At 42.8% G+C, this 22,194-nt stretch carries 17 protein-coding genes; 14 read left to right on the top strand and 3 right to left on the bottom strand.

Going from position 1 to position 22,194, the window contains the following annotated elements; translation table 11 throughout:
* Positions 1 to 210: 210 nt before the first annotated feature.
* The 11 genes from CDC33_RS11530 (at position 211) to CDC33_RS11485 (ending at position 11,503) form a co-directional block, all read left to right on the top strand.
* Positions 211 to 1,836: an FAD-dependent oxidoreductase gene (locus CDC33_RS11530; RefSeq protein ID WP_109008601.1), complete on the top strand. Its 1,626-nt coding sequence runs from the start codon at positions 211 to 213 to the stop codon at positions 1,834 to 1,836.
* On the top strand, positions 1,833 to 2,162 hold the full coding sequence (locus CDC33_RS11525) for a 4Fe-4S dicluster domain-containing protein (RefSeq protein ID WP_109008600.1): 330 nt from the start codon (positions 1,833 to 1,835) through the stop codon (positions 2,160 to 2,162). The genes CDC33_RS11530 and CDC33_RS11525 overlap by 4 nt, the downstream gene beginning before the upstream one ends.
* 19 nt (positions 2,163 to 2,181) lie before the next feature.
* Positions 2,182 to 3,381 (top strand): ABC transporter substrate-binding protein, encoded by a 1,200-nt coding sequence (locus CDC33_RS11520; protein WP_109008599.1) that lies wholly within the window; start codon positions 2,182 to 2,184, stop codon positions 3,379 to 3,381.
* 265 nt (positions 3,382 to 3,646) lie between these two features.
* The gene (locus CDC33_RS41640) at positions 3,647 to 4,105 is read left to right on the top strand and encodes a hypothetical protein (protein ID WP_369694297.1); all 459 of its coding nucleotides are present in this window, start codon (positions 3,647 to 3,649) and stop codon (positions 4,103 to 4,105) included.
* Entirely contained in the window at positions 4,083 to 5,153 is a 1,071-nt protein-coding gene (locus tag CDC33_RS11515; RefSeq protein ID WP_369694296.1) for an amidohydrolase family protein, read from the top strand. The genes CDC33_RS41640 and CDC33_RS11515 overlap by 23 nt, the downstream gene beginning before the upstream one ends.
* Positions 5,154 to 5,264: 111 nt before the next feature.
* The gene (locus CDC33_RS11510) at positions 5,265 to 6,746 is read left to right on the top strand and encodes an amidohydrolase family protein (RefSeq protein WP_109008598.1); all 1,482 of its coding nucleotides are present in this window, start codon (positions 5,265 to 5,267) and stop codon (positions 6,744 to 6,746) included.
* A gap of 244 nt (positions 6,747 to 6,990) precedes the next feature.
* The gene (locus tag CDC33_RS11505; protein WP_181373972.1) at positions 6,991 to 8,172 is read left to right on the top strand and encodes an acyl-CoA dehydrogenase family protein; all 1,182 of its coding nucleotides are present in this window, start codon (positions 6,991 to 6,993) and stop codon (positions 8,170 to 8,172) included.
* Between the two features lie 310 nt (positions 8,173 to 8,482).
* Positions 8,483 to 9,589: an aliphatic sulfonate ABC transporter substrate-binding protein gene (locus tag CDC33_RS11500; RefSeq protein WP_109008596.1), complete on the top strand. Its 1,107-nt coding sequence runs from the start codon at positions 8,483 to 8,485 to the stop codon at positions 9,587 to 9,589.
* Between the two features lie 37 nt (positions 9,590 to 9,626).
* A complete protein-coding gene (locus CDC33_RS11495) occupies positions 9,627 to 9,923 on the top strand; it encodes a TauD/TfdA dioxygenase family protein (protein ID WP_181373971.1) in 297 nt (98 codons plus the stop codon).
* Between the two features lie 41 nt (positions 9,924 to 9,964).
* Positions 9,965 to 11,053, top strand: a complete 1,089-nt coding sequence (locus CDC33_RS11490) for a sulfonate ABC transporter substrate-binding protein (RefSeq protein ID WP_109008595.1) — start codon at positions 9,965 to 9,967, stop codon at positions 11,051 to 11,053.
* 144 nt (positions 11,054 to 11,197) lie between these two features.
* Positions 11,198 to 11,503: a type 2 periplasmic-binding domain-containing protein gene (locus CDC33_RS11485; protein WP_244919200.1), complete on the top strand. Its 306-nt coding sequence runs from the start codon at positions 11,198 to 11,200 to the stop codon at positions 11,501 to 11,503.
* Here CDC33_RS11485 and CDC33_RS11480 read toward each other — a convergent pair.
* Positions 11,484 to 15,365 (bottom strand): hybrid sensor histidine kinase/response regulator, encoded by a 3,882-nt coding sequence (locus CDC33_RS11480; protein WP_109008594.1) that lies wholly within the window; start codon positions 15,363 to 15,365, stop codon positions 11,484 to 11,486. The two genes, CDC33_RS11485 and CDC33_RS11480, sit on opposite strands and share 20 nt — an antisense overlap.
* Positions 15,366 to 15,778: 413 nt before the next feature.
* On the opposite strand from CDC33_RS11480, the gene CDC33_RS11470 reads away from it, so the two are divergent.
* Both CDC33_RS11470 and CDC33_RS11465 read left to right on the top strand, forming a co-directional pair.
* Positions 15,779 to 16,063, top strand: a complete 285-nt coding sequence (locus tag CDC33_RS11470) for a hypothetical protein (RefSeq protein ID WP_109008593.1) — start codon at positions 15,779 to 15,781, stop codon at positions 16,061 to 16,063.
* Between the two features lie 152 nt (positions 16,064 to 16,215).
* Positions 16,216 to 18,414, top strand: coding sequence for a CHASE2 domain-containing serine/threonine-protein kinase (locus tag CDC33_RS11465; RefSeq protein WP_109008592.1), 2,199 nt, complete (start codon positions 16,216 to 16,218; stop codon positions 18,412 to 18,414).
* Positions 18,415 to 18,471: 57 nt separating this feature from the next.
* On the opposite strand, the gene CDC33_RS11460 is transcribed toward CDC33_RS11465, so the two are convergent.
* Positions 18,472 to 19,206 (bottom strand): hypothetical protein, encoded by a 735-nt coding sequence (locus CDC33_RS11460; protein WP_109008591.1) that lies wholly within the window; start codon positions 19,204 to 19,206, stop codon positions 18,472 to 18,474.
* Positions 19,207 to 20,015: 809 nt separating this feature from the next.
* On the opposite strand from CDC33_RS11460, the gene rnhA reads away from it, so the two are divergent.
* On the top strand, positions 20,016 to 20,924 hold the full coding sequence (gene rnhA, locus CDC33_RS11455; RefSeq protein ID WP_109012541.1) for a ribonuclease HI: 909 nt from the start codon (positions 20,016 to 20,018) through the stop codon (positions 20,922 to 20,924).
* A 38-nt stretch (positions 20,925 to 20,962) separates the two neighbouring features.
* Here rnhA and cruG read toward each other — a convergent pair whose 3' ends face one another.
* The gene (gene cruG / locus CDC33_RS11450; protein ID WP_109008590.1) at positions 20,963 to 22,186 is read right to left on the bottom strand and encodes a 2'-O-glycosyltransferase CruG; all 1,224 of its coding nucleotides are present in this window, start codon (positions 22,184 to 22,186) and stop codon (positions 20,963 to 20,965) included.
* Between the last annotated feature and the right edge of the window lie 8 nt (positions 22,187 to 22,194).

Below are 22,194 nucleotides of genomic sequence, written 5' to 3'. Positions count from 1 at the left end.
ACTTGCTTTTTGTCGAAAACTGTGAAAAGCTTTGTTATGTCTAAACTACGGTTTACCGATCAATTTAATGTACTTACTATTCCAGGATTACTAAATTGGTGTTGTCGTAAGTCGTCAAGTAGATAGGCAAACAGATTTATAAAATGGTGTGCAGCATCGATGGGCTGAAGACTTGATGCTTAAGACTTTATCGATGGAGGGAAATTGTAAATGCTAAAGACATTAACAACCGATTTTAAACTTGACTTAGAAAGCGATGTGCTTGTGATTGGAGGTGGGCCAGCTGGAACTTGGGCGGCTTGGAGTGCTGCATCAAGTGGAGCTAGGGTGATCCTTGTAGATAAAGGATATTGTGGAACCACTGGATGTGCTGCGGCATCTGGAAATGGTGTGTGGTATGTGCCGCCCGATCCAGAAGCACGAGAAACAGCAAAGGCAAGTCGGGAATCGTTGGGTGGGTTTTTATCCGATCGCAACTGGATGGATCGGGTATTGAATCAGACCTATGCAAACGTCAATCAGTTAGCAGACTGGGGTTATCCATTCCCTACCGACGATGAGGGCAAACCCTATCGGCGATCGCTGCAAGGGCCGGAATATATGCGGCTGATGCGGCGGCAAATTCAACGGGCAGGAGTCAATATTTTAGACAACAGCCCCGCCTTAGAATTACTGGTAGATGACGATAGTGCTGTTGCTGGTGCAACAGGTGTGAACCGTCAAACTGGTGAGAAATGGCTAGTGCGATCGCAGTCCACAATTATCGCAACTGGTGGCTGTGCGTTTCTCAGTAAAGCGTTAGGATGCAACGTCCTGACAGGGGATGGTTATTTAATGGCAGCAGAAGCTGGTGCTGAGATGTCGGGTATGGAATTTTCCAATGCTTACGGCATCTCTCCCGCCTTTTCTTCAGTTACTAAAACCCTGTTTTATAATTGGGCAACCTTCACCTACGAAGATGGTAGTGTGATTCCGGGAGCAAGTTCTCATAGACGTTCAGTAATTGCCCAGACATTACTGCAACAGCCTGTTTACGCCATCATAGACAAAGCGGCTGAATCGATGCGGGCATCTATGCGTTTAGCGCAGCCCAACTTCTTTTTACCCTTTGACCGTGCAGGTATTGATCCCTTTACCCAACGTTTCCCTGTGACTCTGCGCCTAGAGGGAACTGTGCGCGGTACGGGAGGAATTCGGATTGTAGATGAGAGTTGTGCCAGTTCTGTGCGGGGACTTTATGCAGCAGGAGATGCCGCTACACGCGAACTGATTTGTGGCGGATTTACTGGCGGTGGTAGCCATAATGCAGCTTGGGCAATATCTTCTGGCTATTGGTCGGGGAAATCGGCTGCTGAATATAGCCGTAGTTTAGGGGAACACAAAACTCAACGACTAGTTTTGGGTGTTGGAGAGGTAGTATTAGAGAGTGGGAGTGATCGCTCTCAAAGCTTGGCAACTGATGAAATTATTCAAGCAGTCCAAGCTGAAGTATTCCCCTACGAAAAGAACTATTTCCGTACAGAACAAGGCTTAACCGAGTCTTTGAGTAAGCTAAATCATCTTTGGCAAGAACTTCGCAGTAGCCAGGTAACATCAGAAAAAGAACTAATCCGGGCGCGAGAAGCTGCGGCAATGGTAGCCACAGCCCGGTGGATGTACAGCAGTGCCATTGAACGTAAAGAAACTCGTGGTATGCACAAACATCAAGACTATCCAGAACTTGATCCTAACCAGCAACATCACCTGATTAGCGGTGGATTAGATCGAGTCTGGGTAAAGAGTCAGCCTTTACATAGTACAGAAAAGCCTTTATCCAAAGTAGGAGCATTAGTGTGATTGAGTTGGTCAGCGAGTCGCGGTGCATAAAATGTAATATCTGCGTGAACATTTGTCCAACCAACGTGTTTGACAGAGTACCCGATGCGCCGCCAACCATTGCCCGCCAGAGTGACTGCCAAACTTGTTATATGTGCGAATTGTATTGCCCAGTTGATGCTCTTTATGTTGCACCAGAAAGCGATGTGACGACTTCGGTCAACGAGGCAGAATTGGTAGAAGTTGGGCTACTGGGTAGTTACCGTGAAAACATCGGTTGGGGATATAAACGCACTTCAACAGCAAAAGCCGATCAAACATTCCAAATTCTAAAGCAGATGAAATAGTACGGCGGAGGAAAGAGTCATGCTGTGGTTCCCAGTAGGAACAAGTTCTATCAGTAAAAATATAGCCATTTTCAATTCGGTGAGGTATCCAGACAGACCTAACCCCCTAACCCCCAACTCGTTGCGGGAAGGGGGAAAAATTCAAAGCTTCTCTCCTAAAAGGAGAGAGGTTAAAACTGTACTCCACCCAATTGAGAACGGTTATAAACTTCCTTCAAAATTATCAATCTCAGTGGCTTGTGTCCTACTACTACTAACTACAGCATGTAGCCAAAGTGAAACTAAATCTGCTCAATCCATTGAGGCTGTTAATGTTAATAACGCTGTTGCTGCAAATAACATTTCTACCCTACGAATAGGTTATGTAGGTAGTTCAGAACCGACAGGGGCACTTGGTTGGGCAAAGAAAAAGGGAATATTAGAGCGTGAGCTACAAAAACTAGGATTTAAAAACATTACTTTTGCAAGGTTTCCTAATGGGCCCGATCTAAATGAGGCGCTTGTCGCAGGACAATTAGATGTTGGCTCTTTAGGCGATACACCAGCCATAGTTCTGAGAGCAAGGGGTCAGGAAACCCGACTGCTAAGGATTAGCCAATTTAATACAACCGCCTGGTTAGTGGCGAAAAAGAATGGTGCGCGATCGCTTGCTGAACTTAAGGGTCAAAAAATAGCTACCCAAAAAGGTTCTTATATGCATCGATACCTGCTGGGTCTATTAGCTGAAGCCAAAATTGCCAAAGATGTAAAAGTTGTCCACTTGATGACCACTGAGGCAAAAGGAGCTTTAGAACGTGGTGATATAGCAGCTTATGCAACTTCAAGCGATTTAGGGCCTTTTCTGAAATCACAAGGGTTTCCAGTGATTGATTCTTCGGCAAATCATCAGGGTTTGTCAGGGACATCATTAGTTGTGGCTACCGAAAGCTTTCTAGCAAAACAGCCTGATTTCCCACAGAAATTTAATGCAATTCTCACAGAAGCAGCCAAAGATTTAAAAGCTAATTCTGAAGAATATTATCAGTATCACGCTCAAACTACTAAATATCCCATCAACATCATTAAAGTATCATTCCCACTCAAACAGGTATCAGAAGAACCATTACCAGCCGAGGGTGTGAAACTTTTAGAGGGAACAAAGAAATTTTTAGTCTCGCAGGGTTTAGCAAAGTCGGACTTTAAATTAACAGATTGGGTTGCTAAAGAACAGTCTCGTTAATTTTATCTATTTTAGCTTTTTATACAATAATACTCGGTTTGGAAAAAGGTTTTATGACTATTGCTGTTACAGCTAATATCTACAAGTTTGTGGAGAAGGATATAATCAGCAAAGCTGATTATCGAGATTTTATCTTTACTAATCTTGCCACATTATATGTAAATAAAATCCCAACTTCTTCAAAGAAATGCTGTTAAGAAGAAAGTAGACAACCTTCTTAATCAGTACTATCTACCCAATCCAATTGAAAAATCAGGTAGAACCTATGACTATTGCACTAGACCGTCCAAAAAAAACCAAGTCTGCTCAAATTCGGGAAAAACTTGGTTATCCGATCATCGATACTGATGTACATACCCAAGAGTTTCCCCCAGCATTCTTGGACTATTTAGAGCAAGTTGCTGGAAGTGCGATCGCAGAACGTTTTCAAGAACACTTACCAGGTGCATCTCGCTCTAAATGGTTTAAGCAATCTTGGGATGAACGCCGCACTTACCGCACCGCCCGTCCTCCTTTCTGGACTCGTCCCACGAACGACGCTTTAAATTTAGCCACCATTAGTTTGCCAAAGTTGCTGCACGAACGCTTGCAAGAAGCTGGTACAGACTTTGCCGTTGTGTACCCCAACTTGGCAACGATGGCTCCACACATCGGTAATGAAGAGATGCGGCGGGCTGTTTGCCGTACAGCTAACACTTACCATGCTGATATTTTCCGTCCTTAATAGCGATCGCTTAACACCAATTGCCGCTATTCCCATGCATACGCCCGAAGAGGCGATCGCAGAATTGGAATATGCCGTGAAAGTGCTGGGACTCAAAGCTATTCAAATCCCCGGACATATCCGCCGCCCCATTCCCGCCTTCGAGAAGTATGGCGAAGAAGTAGCCAACGAAGCCATCTGGATTGATACCTTTGGCTTGGATAGTAAATATGATTACGATCCCTTCTGGGCGAAGTGCGTAGAACTGAAAGTTGTACCCACCACCCACTCTTCCGGTATGGGCTGGATCAATCGGCGTTCCATTAGCAATTACCAATACAACCATATTGGTCACTTTGCATCGGCTGGGGAAGCACTATGTAAATCTCTATTCTTTGGTGGTGTAACTCACCGCTTCCCTACACTCAAGTTTGCCTTTTTAGAAGGAGGTGCAGCTTGGGGTGCTAGTTTGTACACCGATTTGATTTGGCATTGGGATACCCGCAATAAAGACCATTTGGTGGAAAATAACAATCCTGCCAATGTTAATTATGAAGAACTGCTAGAATTTTATACCCGCTATGGTGGCGAACTAGTACATGGTCGTTTGGATCAACTAGGCAGTGGTTTAGGTTTCCACGCTGACTTAGTATCTCCCCTAGAACCAGGTGATTTGGATGAATTCGCCTTAGCAGGAGTTACCAAGCCAGAGGATATCCGCGATCGCTTCTTGAATCACTTCTACTTTGGTACAGAATCAGATGATACCCGTGTAGCTCAAGCTTTTAACCGGAAAGCTAACCCTTATGGCGATGCCTACGGCGGGCAAAGCCAACGCGTTAAAGCATTTTTGGGTTCTGATTCTGGTCACTGGGATGTACCTGATATAACTGCGATCGCTGCTAATACGTATTCAATGGTAGAACGCAAGATTATCACCGAAGAAGATTTGCAATACTTCCTGTCAATTCATCCCTTGGAGTTGTACACCAGCTTGAATCGTGACTTCTTTAAAGGTACGGCTGTGGAGAAAACAGCAGATGAATTTTTGGCTGGGAAATTAAGTTAAGAGACGCGATAAATCAGGCAAGAGACGCGATAAATCGCCGTCTCTACAAAGGATTGATTCTGGGCCTTTGCCAATCCCTACAAACATTTGAATAATTTAGGGTAAACTATCATGACGATTGCTCTAGACCGCCCACAAAAAACCAAGTCTGCTCAAATTCGGGAAAAACTTGGTTATCCGATCATTGATACCGATGTACATACCCAAGAATTTGAACCCGCAGTCTTGGATTATTTAGAGCAAGTTGGTGGAACTGCACTTGTTGAACGTTTCAAAGAAAATTTACCAGGATCTTCCCGCTTTAAGTGGTACAAGCAAACTTGGGAAGAACGTTTTGCTTATCGCAGCAATCGCCCTAACTGGTGGGGTCGTCCAACAAAAAATACTTTGAATTTGGCTACTATTAGCTTGCCCAAGTTGCTGCACGAACGCTTGCAAGAAGCAGGTACAGACTTTGCCGTGGTGTACCCCAACTTGGCAACAATGGCCCCGAATATCGGCAACGAAGAAATGCGGCGGGCTGTTTGTCGAGCAGTTAACACTTACCATGCTGATATTTTCCGCCCTTATAGCGATCGCTTAACACCCATCGCCGCCATTCCCCTGCACACTCCCGAAGAAGGGATTGAAGAGTTGGAATATGCCGTGAATGTTTTGGGACTCAAAGCAATTCAAATTCCTGGTTATGTTCGTCGTCCAATTCCTGCCTTTGAAAAGTATGGCAAAGAAGTAGCTAACGAAGTGGTTTGGATTGATAACTTTGGCTTAGATAGCCAGTATGATTACGATCCATTCTGGGCTAAGTGCGTAGAACTGAAAGTTGTACCCACAACTCATGCTTCTAGCCAAGGTTGGACAACTCAGCGTTCTGTCACCAACGCCCAGTACAATCACATTAATCACTTTGCCTTTGCGGCGGAAGCATTATGCAAATCGTTGTTTTTTGGTGGAGTTACCCGTCGCTTCCCAGAATTAAAGTTTGCCTTCTTAGAAGGTGGTTCAGCTTGGGGTGCTAGTCTATACGCTGATATTATTTGGCACTGGGAAACCCGCAATAAACAACATTTGTTGTCAAATAACAATCCTGCCATTATCGACAAGGAAGCACTAGTAGAGTTGTACACCCGCTACGGTGGCGAATTGGTAGATGGACGCTTAGATAAAATTGGTGACGGTTTAGGATTCCACCATCAACTATTGGCTCCAGAAGATCCAGGCGAACTCGACGAATTTGAACTAGCAGGAATTGAGAAGCCAGAAGATGTGCGCGATCGCTTCTTAAATCATTTCTACTTCGGTACAGAATCAGACGATACCCGTGTAGCTCAAGCTTTTAATCGTGCAGCTAATCCCTTTGGCGACAGAGTTAAAGCCTTCTTGGGTTCAGATTCCGGTCACTGGGATGTGCCTGATATCACCGCCGTTACTGCCAACGCTTACTCAATGGCAGAACACGAAATCATTACTGAAGAAGACCTCCGCTACTTCCTCTCAATCCACCCCTTAGAGTTGTACACCAGTCTCAATCAAGACTTCTTCAAGGGTACAGGTGTTGAGAAAGCCGCCAACGAATATTTAGCGGCTAAGAAATAACTTTCATTAGTCATTAGTCCTTTGCAAATGACGAATCACTAATGACTAATGACAATTACAACGTTCCATGTTCCATTTCCTCTGTTCATTTGTAGCGTGGGCCTTGCCCACTCTACATTTCTCCTAAATTCTGCATTGGAAAAGGATGTTTTACCTCACATTCACAGAGCAACGAATTAGAAACTGATTGTATTAATTGTTTTGCCTTAATTAGGAATTACAAAATACTAAGAATGATTTGATTATGGTGCTAGATATTAAAAAACCAAAGGATTACATTGACCTAGCAACTTCTCTATCCAAGGAATTCGCTCAATCAGCAGTTGAAAGGGATGCTCAAGCCGGAGTTCCAGAAGAGGAAATTAATAAACTGCGTGAAAGTGGTTTGTTGCCACTGATTATACCTAAGCAATATGGTGGAATTGGTGCAACTTGGATTGATGCTTTAAAAATTGTTAGAAAGCTATCAAAAGCTGATGGTTCAATTGGTCAATTGTATGGTAATCATCTCAATTTGACGGCTTTGGGTCACGTTTCCGGCACACCAGCCCAAAAGGAAAAATACTATAGAGAAACTGCTAAAAATAATTTATTTTGGGCAAACGCTATCAATACGCGAGATACTAGGCTGAAAATTAACCCAGAAGGTGAAAATTTTCGGGTTAATGGTGTTAAAAGCTTTGGTACTGGTATTTCTGTTGCAGATTACCGGGTATTTTCCGCTTTAGAAGATGGTGTAGAATTGCCATTCATATTCATAATTCCCAAAGACAGGGAAGGGTTAGTTTCTAATCAAGATTGGGACAACATCGGGCAACGTCGCACTGATAGCAGTAGTTATACATTTAATAATGTTTTAGTGGAGAAAGATGAGATTTTAGGGACATCCAATCCTCCTGATAGTGCCTTCTCAACTTTTCTTGGTATTATTGCCCAGCTAACAAAAACCAATGTTTATCTGGGAATTACTAAAGCAGCCTTCGCCGCCGCTCGTGAGTACACAAAAACTACTACTAAAGCGTGGATTACATCAGGGGTAGATAGTGCTACTCAAGACCCATATCTTCTACATCATTACGGAGACTTTTGGGTGGAAATCCAAGCTGCGATCGCTCTAGCTGACCAAGCAGCCGAGAAGGTGCAAGCAGCATGGGATAAGGATGTAGCACTGACTCATCAAGAGAGGGGAGAAGTTGCGATTGCAGTTTCCGCGTCCAAGGCATTAGCTACCCGTGTCGGTATAGATATTACCAACCGCATCTTTGAAGTTACGGGAACTCGCGCCACTGCAACTAAATATGGATTTGACCGTTACTGGCGGGATTTACGAACCTTTACCCTGCACGATCCTGTGGACTACAAATTGCGTGCGATCGGCGATTGGGTACTCAACGATCAACTACCTGCGATCACCCAATATTCTTAGGGCATTGGACATTGAACAAGACAGAGTTTTATTCACAAGTTTCAATCTTCCATTAGCACGATATTGGAGTGGGATCTTCTCACTCCACTTCCTAAGTTTTCCCTCCTAACTATTAAATTTTCATTTCCTCGAGTCGTTGCGGGGTGGGTAATACCCACCCATTCCCTAAAATCATAAATAAACTTTTTAAAATTAGAAAAAATATCTATTGAAGTTTTCAGATAACTTAATATAAAAGATTTTTTGTTTGTTACATGGCAATTAATCATCATTGTTCTAACCACCTAGAGGGAAATCAATAAAACAACCCATGCCAGCTTTAAAAGGAAAGTTTGAATTCAGAAAAAGCCAGAGAACAACACGTCGTTCCTTGTTGTTTGCTCTCGGTTACTGTTTAATGCTATCGACGACCCTATCAAGTTGTAGTGAGGCAAAAAATAACACTCAACAGTCGGCAGCTTCCCCTGAATCGGCAGTTTCATCTAGTACTACAAAGAAATCAACTCAGAAGCAAGTAGTACGGATTGTACGTTCCAAACAACTTTCCGCTTTAGCAGTTTTAGAAAAACAGGGTTCCTTAGAAAAACGATTAGAGCCTCTGGGTTTTAAAGTGCAGTGGGCTGAGTTTGCGGCTGGGCCACAACAGCTAGAAGCCCTGAATGCAAATGGATTAGATATCGCATCTACAGCCGAATCGCCTCCTGTATTTTCACAAGCAGCAGGAGCGCCTCTTGTTTATCTAGCTACTACACGCCCTAGTGGTAAAGCCATTTCACTTTTAGTTCCTGTAAACTCACCGATTAAAAGTGTTAGCGATTTGAAGGGCAAAAAAGTGGCTTTTCAAAAAGCCTCTATTGGGCACTATCTATTAGTTAAGGCATTAGAAGACGCGGGATTAAAACTGAGTGATGTCCAATCAATTTATCTACCGCCGTCAGACGCAAATGCAGCATTCAGTCAGAACAAGGTGGATGCTTGGTATATTTGGGAGCCATTTGCTACCAGAAATGTACAAAATAAAATAGCTCGTGTTTTAGCAGATGGTGGTAAGTTGCGGGATACTGGCAACTTTTACTCAACCTCACGCCAGTTTTATCAGGCTCATCCTGATGTTATCAAAGTGTTTCTAGAGGAAATAGAAAAGGCAGAAATTTGGACTAAGAATCATCCCAAAGAAGTAGCACAACTGCTGGCTCCTGTAACTCAGCTAGATCCACCTACTTTAGAAATAATGCATGATAAATATGACTATGGGCTAGTACCAATTACTGAAAAAACCATTACCAAGCAACAACAGGTTGCAGATAAGTGGTACAGCTTAGGACTTATCCCCAAAAAAGTAAATGTTAGAGAAGGGTTTTTGACGCCTGAAGAGTACGCCAAAATTACTCCTTCAGATGTTTTAGCAAATAAGTAGTTATCCCAAGAATAGACTAAAAATACAGGAGAATGTGATGCCTACCTTAACTTTGACAGAAGTTAAAATTAGGTCTATTGATGCTCCTTTGGGAGCCATAGTTACCAATCTTGATGCCAGTCAAACGATCACACCTGAAGTTATATTACAACTTAAGCAAGCTCTGCGCGTAGACGCGAAGTGGCTTGTCGCCAGACATCACCACATCTTAATTTTCAAAGACCAAAAGCTCTCCGATGAACAGCTTTTGAACTTTTCTCTATATTTTGGCGCACTCTTTGTACCATCTGATGAAACTCCAGTATTGGCTTCTAAACCAGGAGTTATTAACTGATGTTGTGATATCAGTATTTAATCAAAAGTTGAGGTGCAAAAATGTTTAATAATTTTTTGGAAACTAAGACAACGGTAATTAGTAAAATAGCTTTATTTGTAATCCCTGGCTTTGTAGCTTTATCTACTACTTTAATAAGTTGTACGTCAACTGTATCTAATACAAATACAGCAACTAATCCTAAAGCAGAACCAGCAGGGGCTAAGACTATAACTTTTAAAACAAAGTTGCTGCGAATAGGGTATCAAAGCTCTGGTGATTTAGTTAGAGTCAGAGGAGTTTTAGAAAAACGTTTGGAGCCTTTGGGCTTGAAAGTAGAGTGGTCACAATTTGCTCAAGGCCCACAACTCATGGAAGCGATGAATGTGGGCAAAATTGATATTGGCTCAGTTGGAGAAACTCCTCCCATCTTTGCTCAAGCTGCGGGTGCAAAAATCGTCTATTTGGCTGGAAGAAGACTTGGCCCTAATTCAGGTAAAGGTAGTGCGATCGCAGTTCCTAAAAATTCTCCAATTAAAACTTTAGCTGATATCAAAGGTCAAGAAGTTGTCTTTCAAAAAGGTTCTGCTTCTCACTATTTTATCATCCAAGCCTTAAAAGAAGTGGGTTTAAAATATAGTGATATTAAAGTTTTAAGTATGCCCAATGTCGAAGCCCGTGGTGCATTTATTGAGGGAAATATTCCAGTTTGGGTAACTGGTGATCCTCACTTAGCTTTGGTTCAAAAACTTCACGGTGCGCGTGTACTGCGAGATGCCACAAATATTGGAACCCCAGGCGGATATTATGTAGGAACACGCGAGTTTGCTAAGGAAAATCCTGAATTACTTCGGATTGTCTTAGAAGAAATTGATAAAAACGGTCAATGGGCAGAAGCAAATCGTAAAGAGGTAGCCAAACTCATAGCACCAGTGCTTAAAATTGATCTGCCCATTCAAGAAATAATTTCTGGACGCGCTACTTATCGAATTAAAGGAATTACTTCAGAGTTGATGAAAGCTCAACAAAGTGTTGCAGATTTATTTTATAACGAAAAAATCTTACCTAAAAAGATTGATGTTCAAGAAGCATTGCTCACGCCTCAAGAATATGCAGCTATTACTCCACCAACACTAATAAGTGAAAAGTAGAGAATAATCAACATCTTCTTCTTTCCCTACACCCTGCACCCTACACCCTATACCCAAAAGCCAGTAATATCATGGGTTTACGCTTATCAAGCGTGCCATTCTATTCAAGACAAAGTTGAAGTTTGGGTAGGTAGTGACCCTTTTTTGGCTCTTGTGGAAAAAATTATCCCAATTCGTAATTTGAGAAATGCAGCAAGAATTAACACTCTAGGCGGCTTTTATCTAGGTAGACGTCAATTTGTCACTCAAAATCCCGAATTGGTGCGAGTATTTTTAGAAGAAGCAGACAAGGTAGGAGAATGGGCTGAAAAAAACCCAACTGAAGTTGCTAAAGCTTTTGCTCCCGAACTTAAATTAGATGTATCAGTTTTAGAAAAGGTGGCACGCCGACGTACTTTTAGGTTGAGAAAACTAACAGCTACAGACAGGTTTATTCAGCTATTAAGTTAGCGATCGCATCTACTAATTCGGCTGGCTCTACTGGTTTAGCAAGATGCTTGTTAAATCCGGCTGCAAGTACTTGCTTGGCGTTCATTTCTCCAGCATAGGCGGTAAGTGCGATCGCTCGAATTTGCCCTCCTTGTTCTGCTGGCAGTGTTCTCAACTGTCGCATGAACATACATCCATCCACTTCTGGCATCCCAATATCGCTTAAAAGTATATCTGGCAGAGATTGGCTTAAAGCGGTTAGTGCCTCATTTGCTGATGCCACTGCTATCACATTTGCCCCATATTGCTCTAGCAAGAAGGCAATAAATTCTCGCGTATCTGCATCATCATCCACTACTAAAATATTGACACCATTTAAATTTGAGGATGTCTCTGAGTCGCTAATGTCCTGTTTAATCTCTAATTGATTTTGAATCAACGGGAGTCTTACTGTAAAAGTTGCCCCCATATCCTCGCCCTCGCTTTCTACCTGCACTGTCCCGCCATGCAGTTCGACTAAGTGACGGACGATCGCTAACCCTAACCCCAGTCCACCAAACTTTCTGGTTGTGCTGCTGTTCTCTTGGCGAAAATATTCAAACACGTAAGGCAGAAAATTAGGATCGATGCCTTTTCCTGTGTCGCTGACGATAATTTGAGCATAAAGCGGGGAGTGGTTTGGTATTTCTTTACCCCCTACTCCCCACTCCCCACTCCCTACTCCCCACTCCCCATTCCTTACTTGTTCCAGTCGAATATCAACCCGTCCCCCCGCAGGTGTAAACTTAACTGCATTTGAGAGCAGGTTCCAAACGATTTGCTGCAATCGGCCAGAATCACCTAAAACTTGCCCCAAATGTGGTTCCAGGCTGATGTGCATCTCAATTGACTTCGCTTCTGCTGACAGCCGCACTGTTTCCATTGCTGCCGAAATCACAGATGTCAAATCAACTGGGTAGATATTCAGGCTAAGTTTACCTTGTAAAATCCGGGAGATATCCAGCAAGTCTTCAATCAGTTGAGCTTGTAACCTAGCATTTCGCTCAATAGTCTTCAGCGCTTGAGGAACTGTCTTTTCATCAAGTTTTTTGGTTTGGAGTAGCTTAGACCATCCTAAAATTGGGTTGAGTGGCGATCGCAATTCATGAGAAAGAACTGCTAGAAACTCGTCTTTAATTCGGTTGGCGTTTTCTGCTGCTTCCCGTGCCGTTTGCTCTGCCTCGTATAGGCGGGCCCGTTCCATCGCTTGAGCGCACTGCTGTGCTAATGCCAGAATAAAGGGTCGATCATCCTGATTAAACTCCTGAATTTCGGCAAAAGCTAGAGACATGCCACCGATGGCTCGTCCCTCAATGATCAATGGAATTGAAATCCAAGCTGCATAATTGTGCCGTGCATACTCCTGAGCTAGATGTGAGTAACGAGCAACCCTTGTTGTTGTCGGCTCCTGCCAGATAGGCTGTTTGGTTCGTACTGCTTCTGCCAGTGGTGCGGATGTATGAATAGAGAATCGACGCCATGTATCCATCGCTTCTTGTTCAAAACCTACTGCACGGACAATTTCTAGTTCAGTGCCGCTTTTAGTCACTAGGGCTACTAAAGCAGAACTAGCTCCCAAAGCTGCCATACCTTGCTCTACCATTACTTCAGCAACCTGTGCCGGAGTCAGAGATTCAGAAAGTGCGGCGGTAATGGCTTGCAGACGCGCAGTGCGAGATGCTGCCCGTAAAGCCGCCTGTTGAGATTGCTGTGTTTCTGTATAAAGTCGAGCATTATCAACGGCCACGGCAGCCCGGCGAGCCAACTCCTCGGCTAACATTAGGCTTTTGGTAGGGTAGCGACGACCTGAAGAAGAAACCAAAGTCATAGCTCCTAGCACCCGTCCTCGAACTATGAGGGGTACACTAATGCCGGATGTCGGATTTAGTTCTTGCAAAATTTTTAGATGACTGGTATTGCGGCTTATCTCTTGTATCTGTTCATCAGAAATAAAATGAGTAATTTGTGATTTACCTGTCTCTATTACCTCAGCAATACCTTTTTTTAGTGTCAAATCAGGTGGATAATTTTGTAACTGTTCTACCAATTCTTGTTTTTTTGGATCGGCATGGGCTGCTGTAACCCGGCGGACTAATTGATTGTCACAAATAATATCAACTAAGCACCAATCAGCTATTTCAGGCACTACCAAACGCGCTAAACTAGCTAAGGTTGTCTCGTAGTCTAATGATGCAGCCAAAATTTCACTAGCTTCAGCTAGAAAACGCTGCTCTTTCTCCACCTGCTTGCGCTCTGTAATATTCCGCGAAGACGCTTGCATTTCTAAAATTTCTTTAGTTTGGCGATCGCGGATAGCTCGAATAGTTGCTTCTAACCAAATATAATGTCCGTCTTTGTGACGAGCGCGGTGAGTAACAGTATAAATATCTGGTAAATCGGCATTGACTGGATAATTCCTGGCAATCTCTGCCAAATCATCAGGGTGAACTAACTCCTGGCTGTGATTACCTACTAATTCCTCTGGTTGATACCCCAATACTGTGTAGCAAGCTGGTGAAATGTACAGAAGAGTTCCATCTACTCTGTGGCGTGAAATAATATCAGTTGAATTCTCAGCCATCAGCCGAAAACACGCCTCACTCTCGCGCAGTTTTGCCTCTGCCCGTTTGCGTACATTAATGTTACGGAAATAAAGTGATAATCCTGTGGGTGAAGGATAGGCACGAACCGCAAACCATGCATCAAAGGGTGGGTAATAATCTTCAAGCTCAAGGGGCGTTCCTAGAGCAACTGCCCTTTGATAAAGCTGGCCAAAGCTAGTATTAGCCAGTTCTGGAAACTCTAACCATAAATTTTTTCCGAGCAAATCCTCGCAGGAACGCCCTAGAGTTCTGCTTCCCTCATGATTGAGGTAGGTGAAGCGCCACTCAGTATCAAAGGCAAGAAAGCCGTCAGTGATACTTTCTAAAATTTTGGTAACTTGCTCTTTGGCAGCTTCAGCTTCAACACGAGCCGCTTGCTCTCGCTCAAATAGCTGTTGACGTTCGACTTCTGCTTGCTTGCGAGCAGTAATTTCTTGACAGATTGCACCCACCCAGGTAATATCACCTGGTAGTTGAATCGGATAGTAATTCACCGACCAGTATCGCTGCTTTCCAGGCGCGGCGGGTGTCTCTCCACTAGTTTCTTGAGCAACAGATTCTCCCGTCTCGATCACATGGCGAAAAGCTTCCATGACCGTAGAATCTACCCCTGGTAGCACTTGGGCAACAGTCTTACCGATATGCACATCTTGGGGAAAACCGTTAATCTCAGCTAAAGCGTCATTCAATCGGACGTATCTTAATTTCTCATCCCATAAACCAATACCTATAGGTGCGTTATTGAAGAGGGTATCAAGTAGAACATTAGCCTCAACCAAGTGAGTCTGTTCTGTTTTCAGTAACGCTAGTAATTGCTCACGTTCTGCCTCAGCTTGCTTGCTCTCGCTGATATCTACGCACATTCCTACCCATTCCTCGATTTCGCCTGTTTCATCAAGTATAGGTACACCGCGTATCTTCATGTATCGGTATTCGCCGTCATGCCGCAGAACACGATACTCGGCAACTGCAACACTGCGTCCAAAAAAAGCCTGTCTCCAAATAGCACTTACAGAGGTACGGTCATCTGGGTGCAGTGCGTCAACCCAACCCCATCCTTTATATTGTTCGGGACTTTGCCCAGTAAACGCCTCCCAAGTCGGAATATCTTCAACAACGTTGCCCCAAGGCCCGGCGCTCCAGACGATGGATGCGCTTGCTTCTGCCAGTGAGCGGTAGCGTGCTTCACTATGACGCAGATTTTCTTCTACTTGCTCGTATTCGCCCAAATATTGCCGCAAATCTGTAACCTCTTGAGCTTTTAGACGATCAATTAAATCTTTAACAAGGGGAAAATTTTATTTCTCAATCGAGACATCTGAGGTTTCAAAAATCTGGCGACGTGTCCATCCGTTTTCCCATCGGTTTATACTGTGGAACGAAACCTCTAATATCGTTGCCAGTTTTACCTGTGAAAGTTTGAGGCACTGCCGAGTCTAACGAACGAGCTATGCAATTCTTGGCTGTTCGATTGCAGGCATAAGCTAAATATATTTTAATTTTTATAGTAGATATTGGAATATAGCAGATGCTATAACTCTCACTACATCTATCTAGAGTTATAGAGGTTGTAAGTTGGTGATTATGTACTACATCAACTATTAGGCAACCTTTAAGCTAGTAATAGAGTTGTTTCAATCTAGGGAATGAAAACATGAGGGTTTGGCTTGCCTGCTTTTTAGTGCTGTTTGCTTTGGCGGAACTGTTTGACTGGTTAAAAAAATTTAATTTGCCATTACCTATCTATATTTTGGGTGGCGCTTTTTTAGCTGTTGCTTCTAACTATGATAAGATATTTGACTCCTATTTTGCTAATTCAAGCATTGAAGCATCACTCGAACAATCCGAGTTAGATTCACTAACCCCATCTACTAATCCTATTTCTTTCCCAATTGCCAGTCCTGTTGAAGATGCTCAAATATCTCAAACAGATGATTAGCTGCATAGCGCAATCGCTTGTCTAGTCTCTAAGCAGCAAGTAAACTGCTAAATTAATATAGAAGCTTAGGTTAATCAGCTTTTAACCTAGAGTCAGAAAACTAACTTCTGCGCCTGCAACATCTACCCAACTCAGGCTACCGCCGCAACGCCGTGATTAGTAGACTATTAGAAAAATTTCGTGTGTCTTTTGTCAAAGTTCAGGATTCCCGTGAAACTTCCAAGAGCAAAAGCTGGTTGCAAATGATTTTAGTCACCAGTGTAGGAGTCACCACCTTTATCTGGGGAGTTCGGGAACTCAAATGGTTGCAGCCTTGGGAGTTAAGAGTTTATGACCAGATGTTGCGATCGCGTCCGCCAGAAGCACCTGAACGGCGGATTTTGCTGGTAAAAATCACTGACGAGGATCTCAAACAAGACAAAGGGATTATATCAGCTCGTAGAATCAATCAGCTATTAAAAAAAATAGAATCTTATCAACCGCGAATTGTTGGTTTATATCTTTTCCAGCCAGAAAACAAATATTTAGTAACTAATTTACAAAATCAAGAAAACATCGTCAGTACCTGTTTGTTCAGCAGCTTGGGTAGAGATGAAATTCCACCACCTCCAAATTTTCCTATAGATAATGTTGGGTTTAGCAATGTGGTTGCTGACAATGAAAACGACCAAATTCTCCGCCGCAGTTTGTTATTTGTTCACTCTTCAGAAAAAAAATGTACAACATCATTTGCATTTGGTGCGCTCATAGCAATTAATTATCTGGATAAACAAGGCATTAAATATGACTTTATTAATAAAGGAGATTTTCAGTTAGGTAAAATTATCTTTCCGCGTTTACAACCGAATTCCGGTAGTTACGAACATCTGAATGCAGATGGCTATCAAATATTATTAAATTATCGTCACCCCAATAGCCTCGCCGAGGAAGTAAGCCTCACACAAGTCCTCAGTGGACAAGTCAAACCCAGTTTAATCAAAGACCGCCTTGTAATTATTGGCACTACAGCAGCTAATTACCCTCAAAGTAGCTTTTATACACCTTATAGTGCTTTGCCAGATCAACCACCCAGAATGCCTGCTTTGCTTATTCATGCACAGATAGCAAGTCAACTTATCAGTACAGTGTTGGATGGGCGACCTCTAATTTGGTACTGGCCAGACTGGGCGGAACTTATTTGGATGTGGGGCTGGTCGCTTTTAGGTGGAATTATAGCATGGCGGTGGCAAAATCCGTTGCTGTTGCTAGTGGTGGTCGGGACAACTCTACTTGGCTTAGTAGGAATCTGCGTTGCTTTGTTTTTGCAAGGCGGATGGATACCATTAGTTCCCTCTGGACTGGCTTTAGTGATTAGTAGTATCTGTGTGATTACTTATACTAGCCACCAAAATCAGCGACAAACTCAGGTGATTATTCTGCAAGTTGAAAAACAACAAGAAGCGATCGCTCAATTAAATATACTCTTAGAAGATAAAACAGCACTTCCCGACTCATATCTTGATTTTCCTCCCCCAATTGATTCACCAGAAATAAAATCAGGTGATTTACTTTTGGGTGGACGCTACAAAATCTCTCAAGTTCTTGGTGCAGGTGGATTTGGCCGCACTTATTTAGCACGGGATACTCAACGCCCAGGTAATCCGATTTGTGTAGTTAAAAAGTTAATGCCAGCCCGTCAAGATACCCGATTTTTGCAAGTTGCTCGCAGGTTGTTTAATAGTGAAGCTGAAATATTACAATCATTGGGTAAACATCATCAGATTCCCGAACTACTTGCTTATTTTGAAGATGACCAAGAATTTTATTTGATTCAACAATATATCGAGGGACATACCCTAAGTGAAGAATTACCGCCTGTGCAGAATGTGCAGAACGAATCATTTGTAATTGAGATGCTCAAACAAGTTTTAGAAGTTCTACAATTTGTTCACCAGCATCGAGTCATTCATCGTGATATCAAACCGGCTAATATTATTAGATGCGCTCAAGATAATCGGTTGGTTTTGATTGACTTTGGTGCAGTCAAATTGATGCAACCGCCAAGTAGTGAGCAAACAGAATTAGCCACAGTAGCCATCGGAACGCGAGGTTATGCACCTCCAGAGCAATTTGCCGGTCATCCGCGCTTATGCAGTGACATTTACGCTTTAGGAATGATTGCTATTCAAGCCATAACTGGGATACCACCCCAAGACCTCCACCCAGATCCTGAAACGGGTAATATTATGTGGCGGCAAACGGTGCAAGTGAGTGAAAAATTAGCGGCAATTTTAGATAAGATGGTTTGCTATCATTTTAGCGATCGCTATCAATCAGCCACCGCAGTTTTACAAGATTTAAAACGTATGTAGTTATCGTGTGTAGAGACGTTGCAATGCAACATCTCTACAAGGGTTATCGATAGATACTTAATTATTAATGCTATTCATCTTTAGCCCATATTGACCTTGTTTTTCTATAATCTGAGTCAATATTTTGTAGCAATGACAGTCACTTTCACATTGATGTAATATGTCTTGTGGAGCAATTGAACTAGAACCTAAAGCCAGACATATTTTTCCAGTACAAGTAAGCTTAAAATAGTCTCTTAAATTACTTTGGGGGGGCAATTCATTAATTTGATAATTTGTTAAAGGTTCAATAAAGCCTAATACTCGTAAATGTCTCAATCTTTGCTCACAGGATTGTTCTTTTTTATACGGAAACTGTCTTTGCTCTTTTTCAGCATAAAATAAATGTTCCAGAGTTGTTCGCTCTCCATCGTCTAGCAAGTAGTCAAAAAACTTTCTTTGGTTTTCATCATCTTCTATTAAAGTCCCTAGTAGAGCTAAAGCTTTTGACTCCTTTTGACTAGCCTCTATATTAGCTTTAATTTTATTATGTACTAGGTTTAATTCGACTCCATTGCTACCAAATTGTAATTTTTCTAGTCTTTCAAGAACTGAAGAGTTTAACAATAATACAATTGTTAAAAGTCCTACTTCTGTTGTATCTAGTCGTCGATTTTTCTCAAGTCCTTTAGCTGGAATAAAAAATAAATAACTTAAAACCAAAATACTTATTATTCTAAAGCCAATGTTAACTATGCTGCTAAGTTTAGGCTGAAAAGACTTTTTAATGTTTTCAAAAGTGTTCTGACTCATACTACATTATTCTATGAATATAATTGACTTTTGTTGTAGAGAAAGTAATTGCTCGTAGGTTTAAAAAATTAAATAGCTAGTTACATCGAAAAATGACATAGCTTACTACTCTGTTATTATCTCTGGAATAATTGAATATATTTAGCTCAAATTATTGCAGAACTGATAACAGTTGACTTTTCGCGGTATCTGGAAAAGCTCTCTTTAGGAACTTCCAAATAAAAAAATATACCATCGCTATAGAGGCAGGGGGCAGGGAGCAGGCGGAGGGAAAGTCGTACTGAAGTCCAGAAATTAGATAATTTATTTTTTGGAGTTCCCTTAAGTCTCTCTCTTTTTAAGAAAGAGACTTGGGATTTTTCCCCTAAGAGCGTTGGTAATAGAGTTAGGTTATTCGTGGGTTTTTCCACATGACTTAAACCATAATGAGCAACATATCGTTGGGTAAAGATGCGATGAATCGCGTCTCTACAAATGGTCTATTTTTTTTCAAATTGGTATAACACTTTATGTCTACATCCTGAGCCTGTAGCTTTTCGGATATCTTATCAAATTTCTGATTAACAGCTATGACAATACTCGTCGGTTAAGAATATTCGTAGGTTCGGTTGAGCGTAAGCGTTATCCAACGAATAGCAAAATACAATTTTTTCCCACAATCTTGTGGAACGTTGTTCCCGGAGTACGAACCAGTATAATAGCCTGGATGTTCTTTAAAAATTCGCAGCTAATCTACTCTTCCCTTAGCGTCCTACCCTGCGGGAAGCCACTTCGTGTCTATGCGTCCTTTGCGGTTCGATACCCTAACCATGTCCACTCAACCCATAATCCAAAGCATATATACCGATGGTGCTTGCACCGGAAATCCTGGCCCTGGTGGTTGGGGAGTTGTCGTCTATTTTAGCGATGGCTCAATCCACGAAATGGGCGATGCATCCCCTCATACCACTAACAATAAAATGGAAATGCAAGCTGCGATCGCAGCCCTCCAATTTCTGCAAACATCTCAACAAACCCAACCCATCACCCTTCATACCGATAGCGAATACTTAATTAACTGCGTTACCAAGTGGGTGAAAGGCTGGAAACAGAAAGGCTGGAAAAAGTCAGATGGTAAACCCGTCCAAAACCAAGAGCTTTTGGAAACTCTTGATGAACTTAATACCCAACAGGTAAAATGGCAACACGTTAGGGGACATTCTGGTAACATAGGTAACGAACGTTGTGATGCGATCGCTCGCAGCTATGCTAGTGGTAAAATTCCTTCGCTACAACAATTAACACCTACAGAAATTTACAAATCTTTACCCTCTATAAATGAGCTAAATGTAGCAAAAGTAGCTGATTATGAAAAAAACTCTAGAATAATTAACCAAAGTCCCCAAGAAATCAGTACTTCTGCACCAGATATAACCGTTATGGAACCATCTACTGGGCCAACTGCGGCCGCAATCGATGAAAAACCGCCAGAAATGAGGGTTTCGCAACTCCGCAGCTTGGTCGAAACTCTGCGTATCGCTGACGAAATTTCAGAGAAAGGCTATTTAATCACTAGTTCTGAGTTAGCAGACTTGATGGATGTCCACGCCAGCGCTGTTACCAGTCGCGGAGATCAATGGCGCTGGCGAAACTGGATAGTGTCACGGGTACGCCGTGAAGGAAATCAAATTCTTTGGGAACTGGAACGCGGGGATCAACTAGGAGGTGAAGAGGAGTAGGGAAGGCAGGGGAAGAATAATTAATGCCCAATGCCCCACTATATATATTTGCGTCCCCGCCACTCGCGTGGCTTGTGGAATGCAGATAAGAAGATTCGTAGCACAGCTAAGGGATCAGCAAAAGGGGAAAGCCAGAATAACCAGCCGCCTTTTGCGCTTTTGCGATCGTAAGAAGGTGCGATCGCAATTAGCATAGCAAAGCGAATTACCACCAAAAATAAATTTAGTCCTAGCAGAAGAAGTGGGGGAGTGGGTAACGCGATTAATCCCGTGTGTAGCGAGTACGAGAGTGGCGGGGAAATCAAGAAAAAAGTAAGTACTATTAAAAGGGGTAGACCTTGAACAGATGTGAGTAGCCACAAATCTCCCCACAACTGTGAACGAGAAGTTGCATCTTTAAGATCGAGACTCCGCCCCCATTCCTTCCACGTCTCCATCGCCCCTTCATACATCCGTACTTTTAGCACCTTTGCGCCATCTAAAAAGCCCACCTTATACCCTTGAACAGCAATATTTCGTGCCAAAGTCACATCATCACAAAAAGAACCACTCGCACTGCTATAGCCACCCACAGCAGCTAAAACGGAGCGGCGACACAAAAAACACTGCCCATTTGCCATCACCCGTTCTGGCTGCTCTGTATTGATCCCAGCCGGGTCAAATCGGTAAAGCAGAGTAATCAACAAAGCCGGTTGTAGCCAGCACTCTCCCGGATATTTGAGGATAAACTGGGGTGAAAGGGAAACGAGATCATAGCCCTGTGCTTCGGCCGTTTTCACCAAACCAGCAACCAAACCAGGATGTGGTTGGATATCAGCATCCAGCCCCAGAAACCACTGACTACCCTCAGAACTAAAGAGAAAACCATTATGCAACGCCCAAGGACGTCCCACCCAACCAGAGGGTAAGGGGTCATCTGTCATCACGCGAAAACGCGGATCTTTCTGCTGTGTCGCTTTTACCAAGTCGGGTGTACCATCAACAGACTTGCTGTCTACAACAATAATTTCCCGAACTTCGTAGCTTTGATGACTTAAACCAGCCAACAGAGGACTAATGCGAAGCGCCTCGTTCAGCGTGGGAACGACAACGCTAACCTTACCCAAAAGCTCCAGTGTCGGCTGTTGCGGTTCTATTGGAGGAAGCCGTCTTGGCCCCTTTAGCAGGCGCGAAAATAGAATCGCCGTTGCTGGTACTTGGATAAGTAGCAATAAAAGGGAAATGGCGCTTTCTACTATCAAAGCGTTGTCTGCTGTTGTCAAAATACTTA

This window comes from Nostoc commune NIES-4072, assembly GCF_003113895.1.
GTDB classification, from domain to species: domain Bacteria; phylum Cyanobacteriota; class Cyanobacteriia; order Cyanobacteriales; family Nostocaceae; genus Nostoc; species Nostoc commune.
Note: the sequence above shows the minus strand (reverse complement) of the source record. Positions and strands in the feature narration are given on the sequence as shown.

Excerpts from the sequence above, each read along its gene's own strand:
- rnhA (WP_109012541.1), top strand. The coding sequence starts at position 20,016 with ATGTCCACTCAACCCATAATCCAAAGCATATATACCGATGGTGCTTGC.
- CDC33_RS11490 (WP_109008595.1), top strand. The coding sequence starts at position 9,965 with ATGTTTAATAATTTTTTGGAAACTAAGACAACGGTAATTAGTAAAATA.
- CDC33_RS11515 (WP_369694296.1), top strand. The coding sequence starts at position 4,083 with ATGCTGATATTTTCCGTCCTTAATAGCGATCGCTTAACACCAATTGCC.
- CDC33_RS11510 (WP_109008598.1), top strand. The coding sequence starts at position 5,265 with ATGACGATTGCTCTAGACCGCCCACAAAAAACCAAGTCTGCTCAAATT.
- CDC33_RS11470 (WP_109008593.1), top strand. The coding sequence starts at position 15,779 with ATGAGGGTTTGGCTTGCCTGCTTTTTAGTGCTGTTTGCTTTGGCGGAA.
- CDC33_RS11520 (WP_109008599.1), top strand. The coding sequence starts at position 2,182 with ATGCTGTGGTTCCCAGTAGGAACAAGTTCTATCAGTAAAAATATAGCC.
- CDC33_RS11495 (WP_181373971.1), top strand. The coding sequence starts at position 9,627 with ATGCCTACCTTAACTTTGACAGAAGTTAAAATTAGGTCTATTGATGCT.
- CDC33_RS11500 (WP_109008596.1), top strand. The coding sequence starts at position 8,483 with ATGCCAGCTTTAAAAGGAAAGTTTGAATTCAGAAAAAGCCAGAGAACA.
- CDC33_RS11530 (WP_109008601.1), top strand. The coding sequence starts at position 211 with ATGCTAAAGACATTAACAACCGATTTTAAACTTGACTTAGAAAGCGAT.
- CDC33_RS41640 (WP_369694297.1), top strand. The coding sequence starts at position 3,647 with ATGACTATTGCACTAGACCGTCCAAAAAAAACCAAGTCTGCTCAAATT.
- CDC33_RS11460 (WP_109008591.1), bottom strand. The coding sequence starts at position 19,206 with ATGAGTCAGAACACTTTTGAAAACATTAAAAAGTCTTTTCAGCCTAAA.
- CDC33_RS11505 (WP_181373972.1), top strand. The coding sequence starts at position 6,991 with ATGGTGCTAGATATTAAAAAACCAAAGGATTACATTGACCTAGCAACT.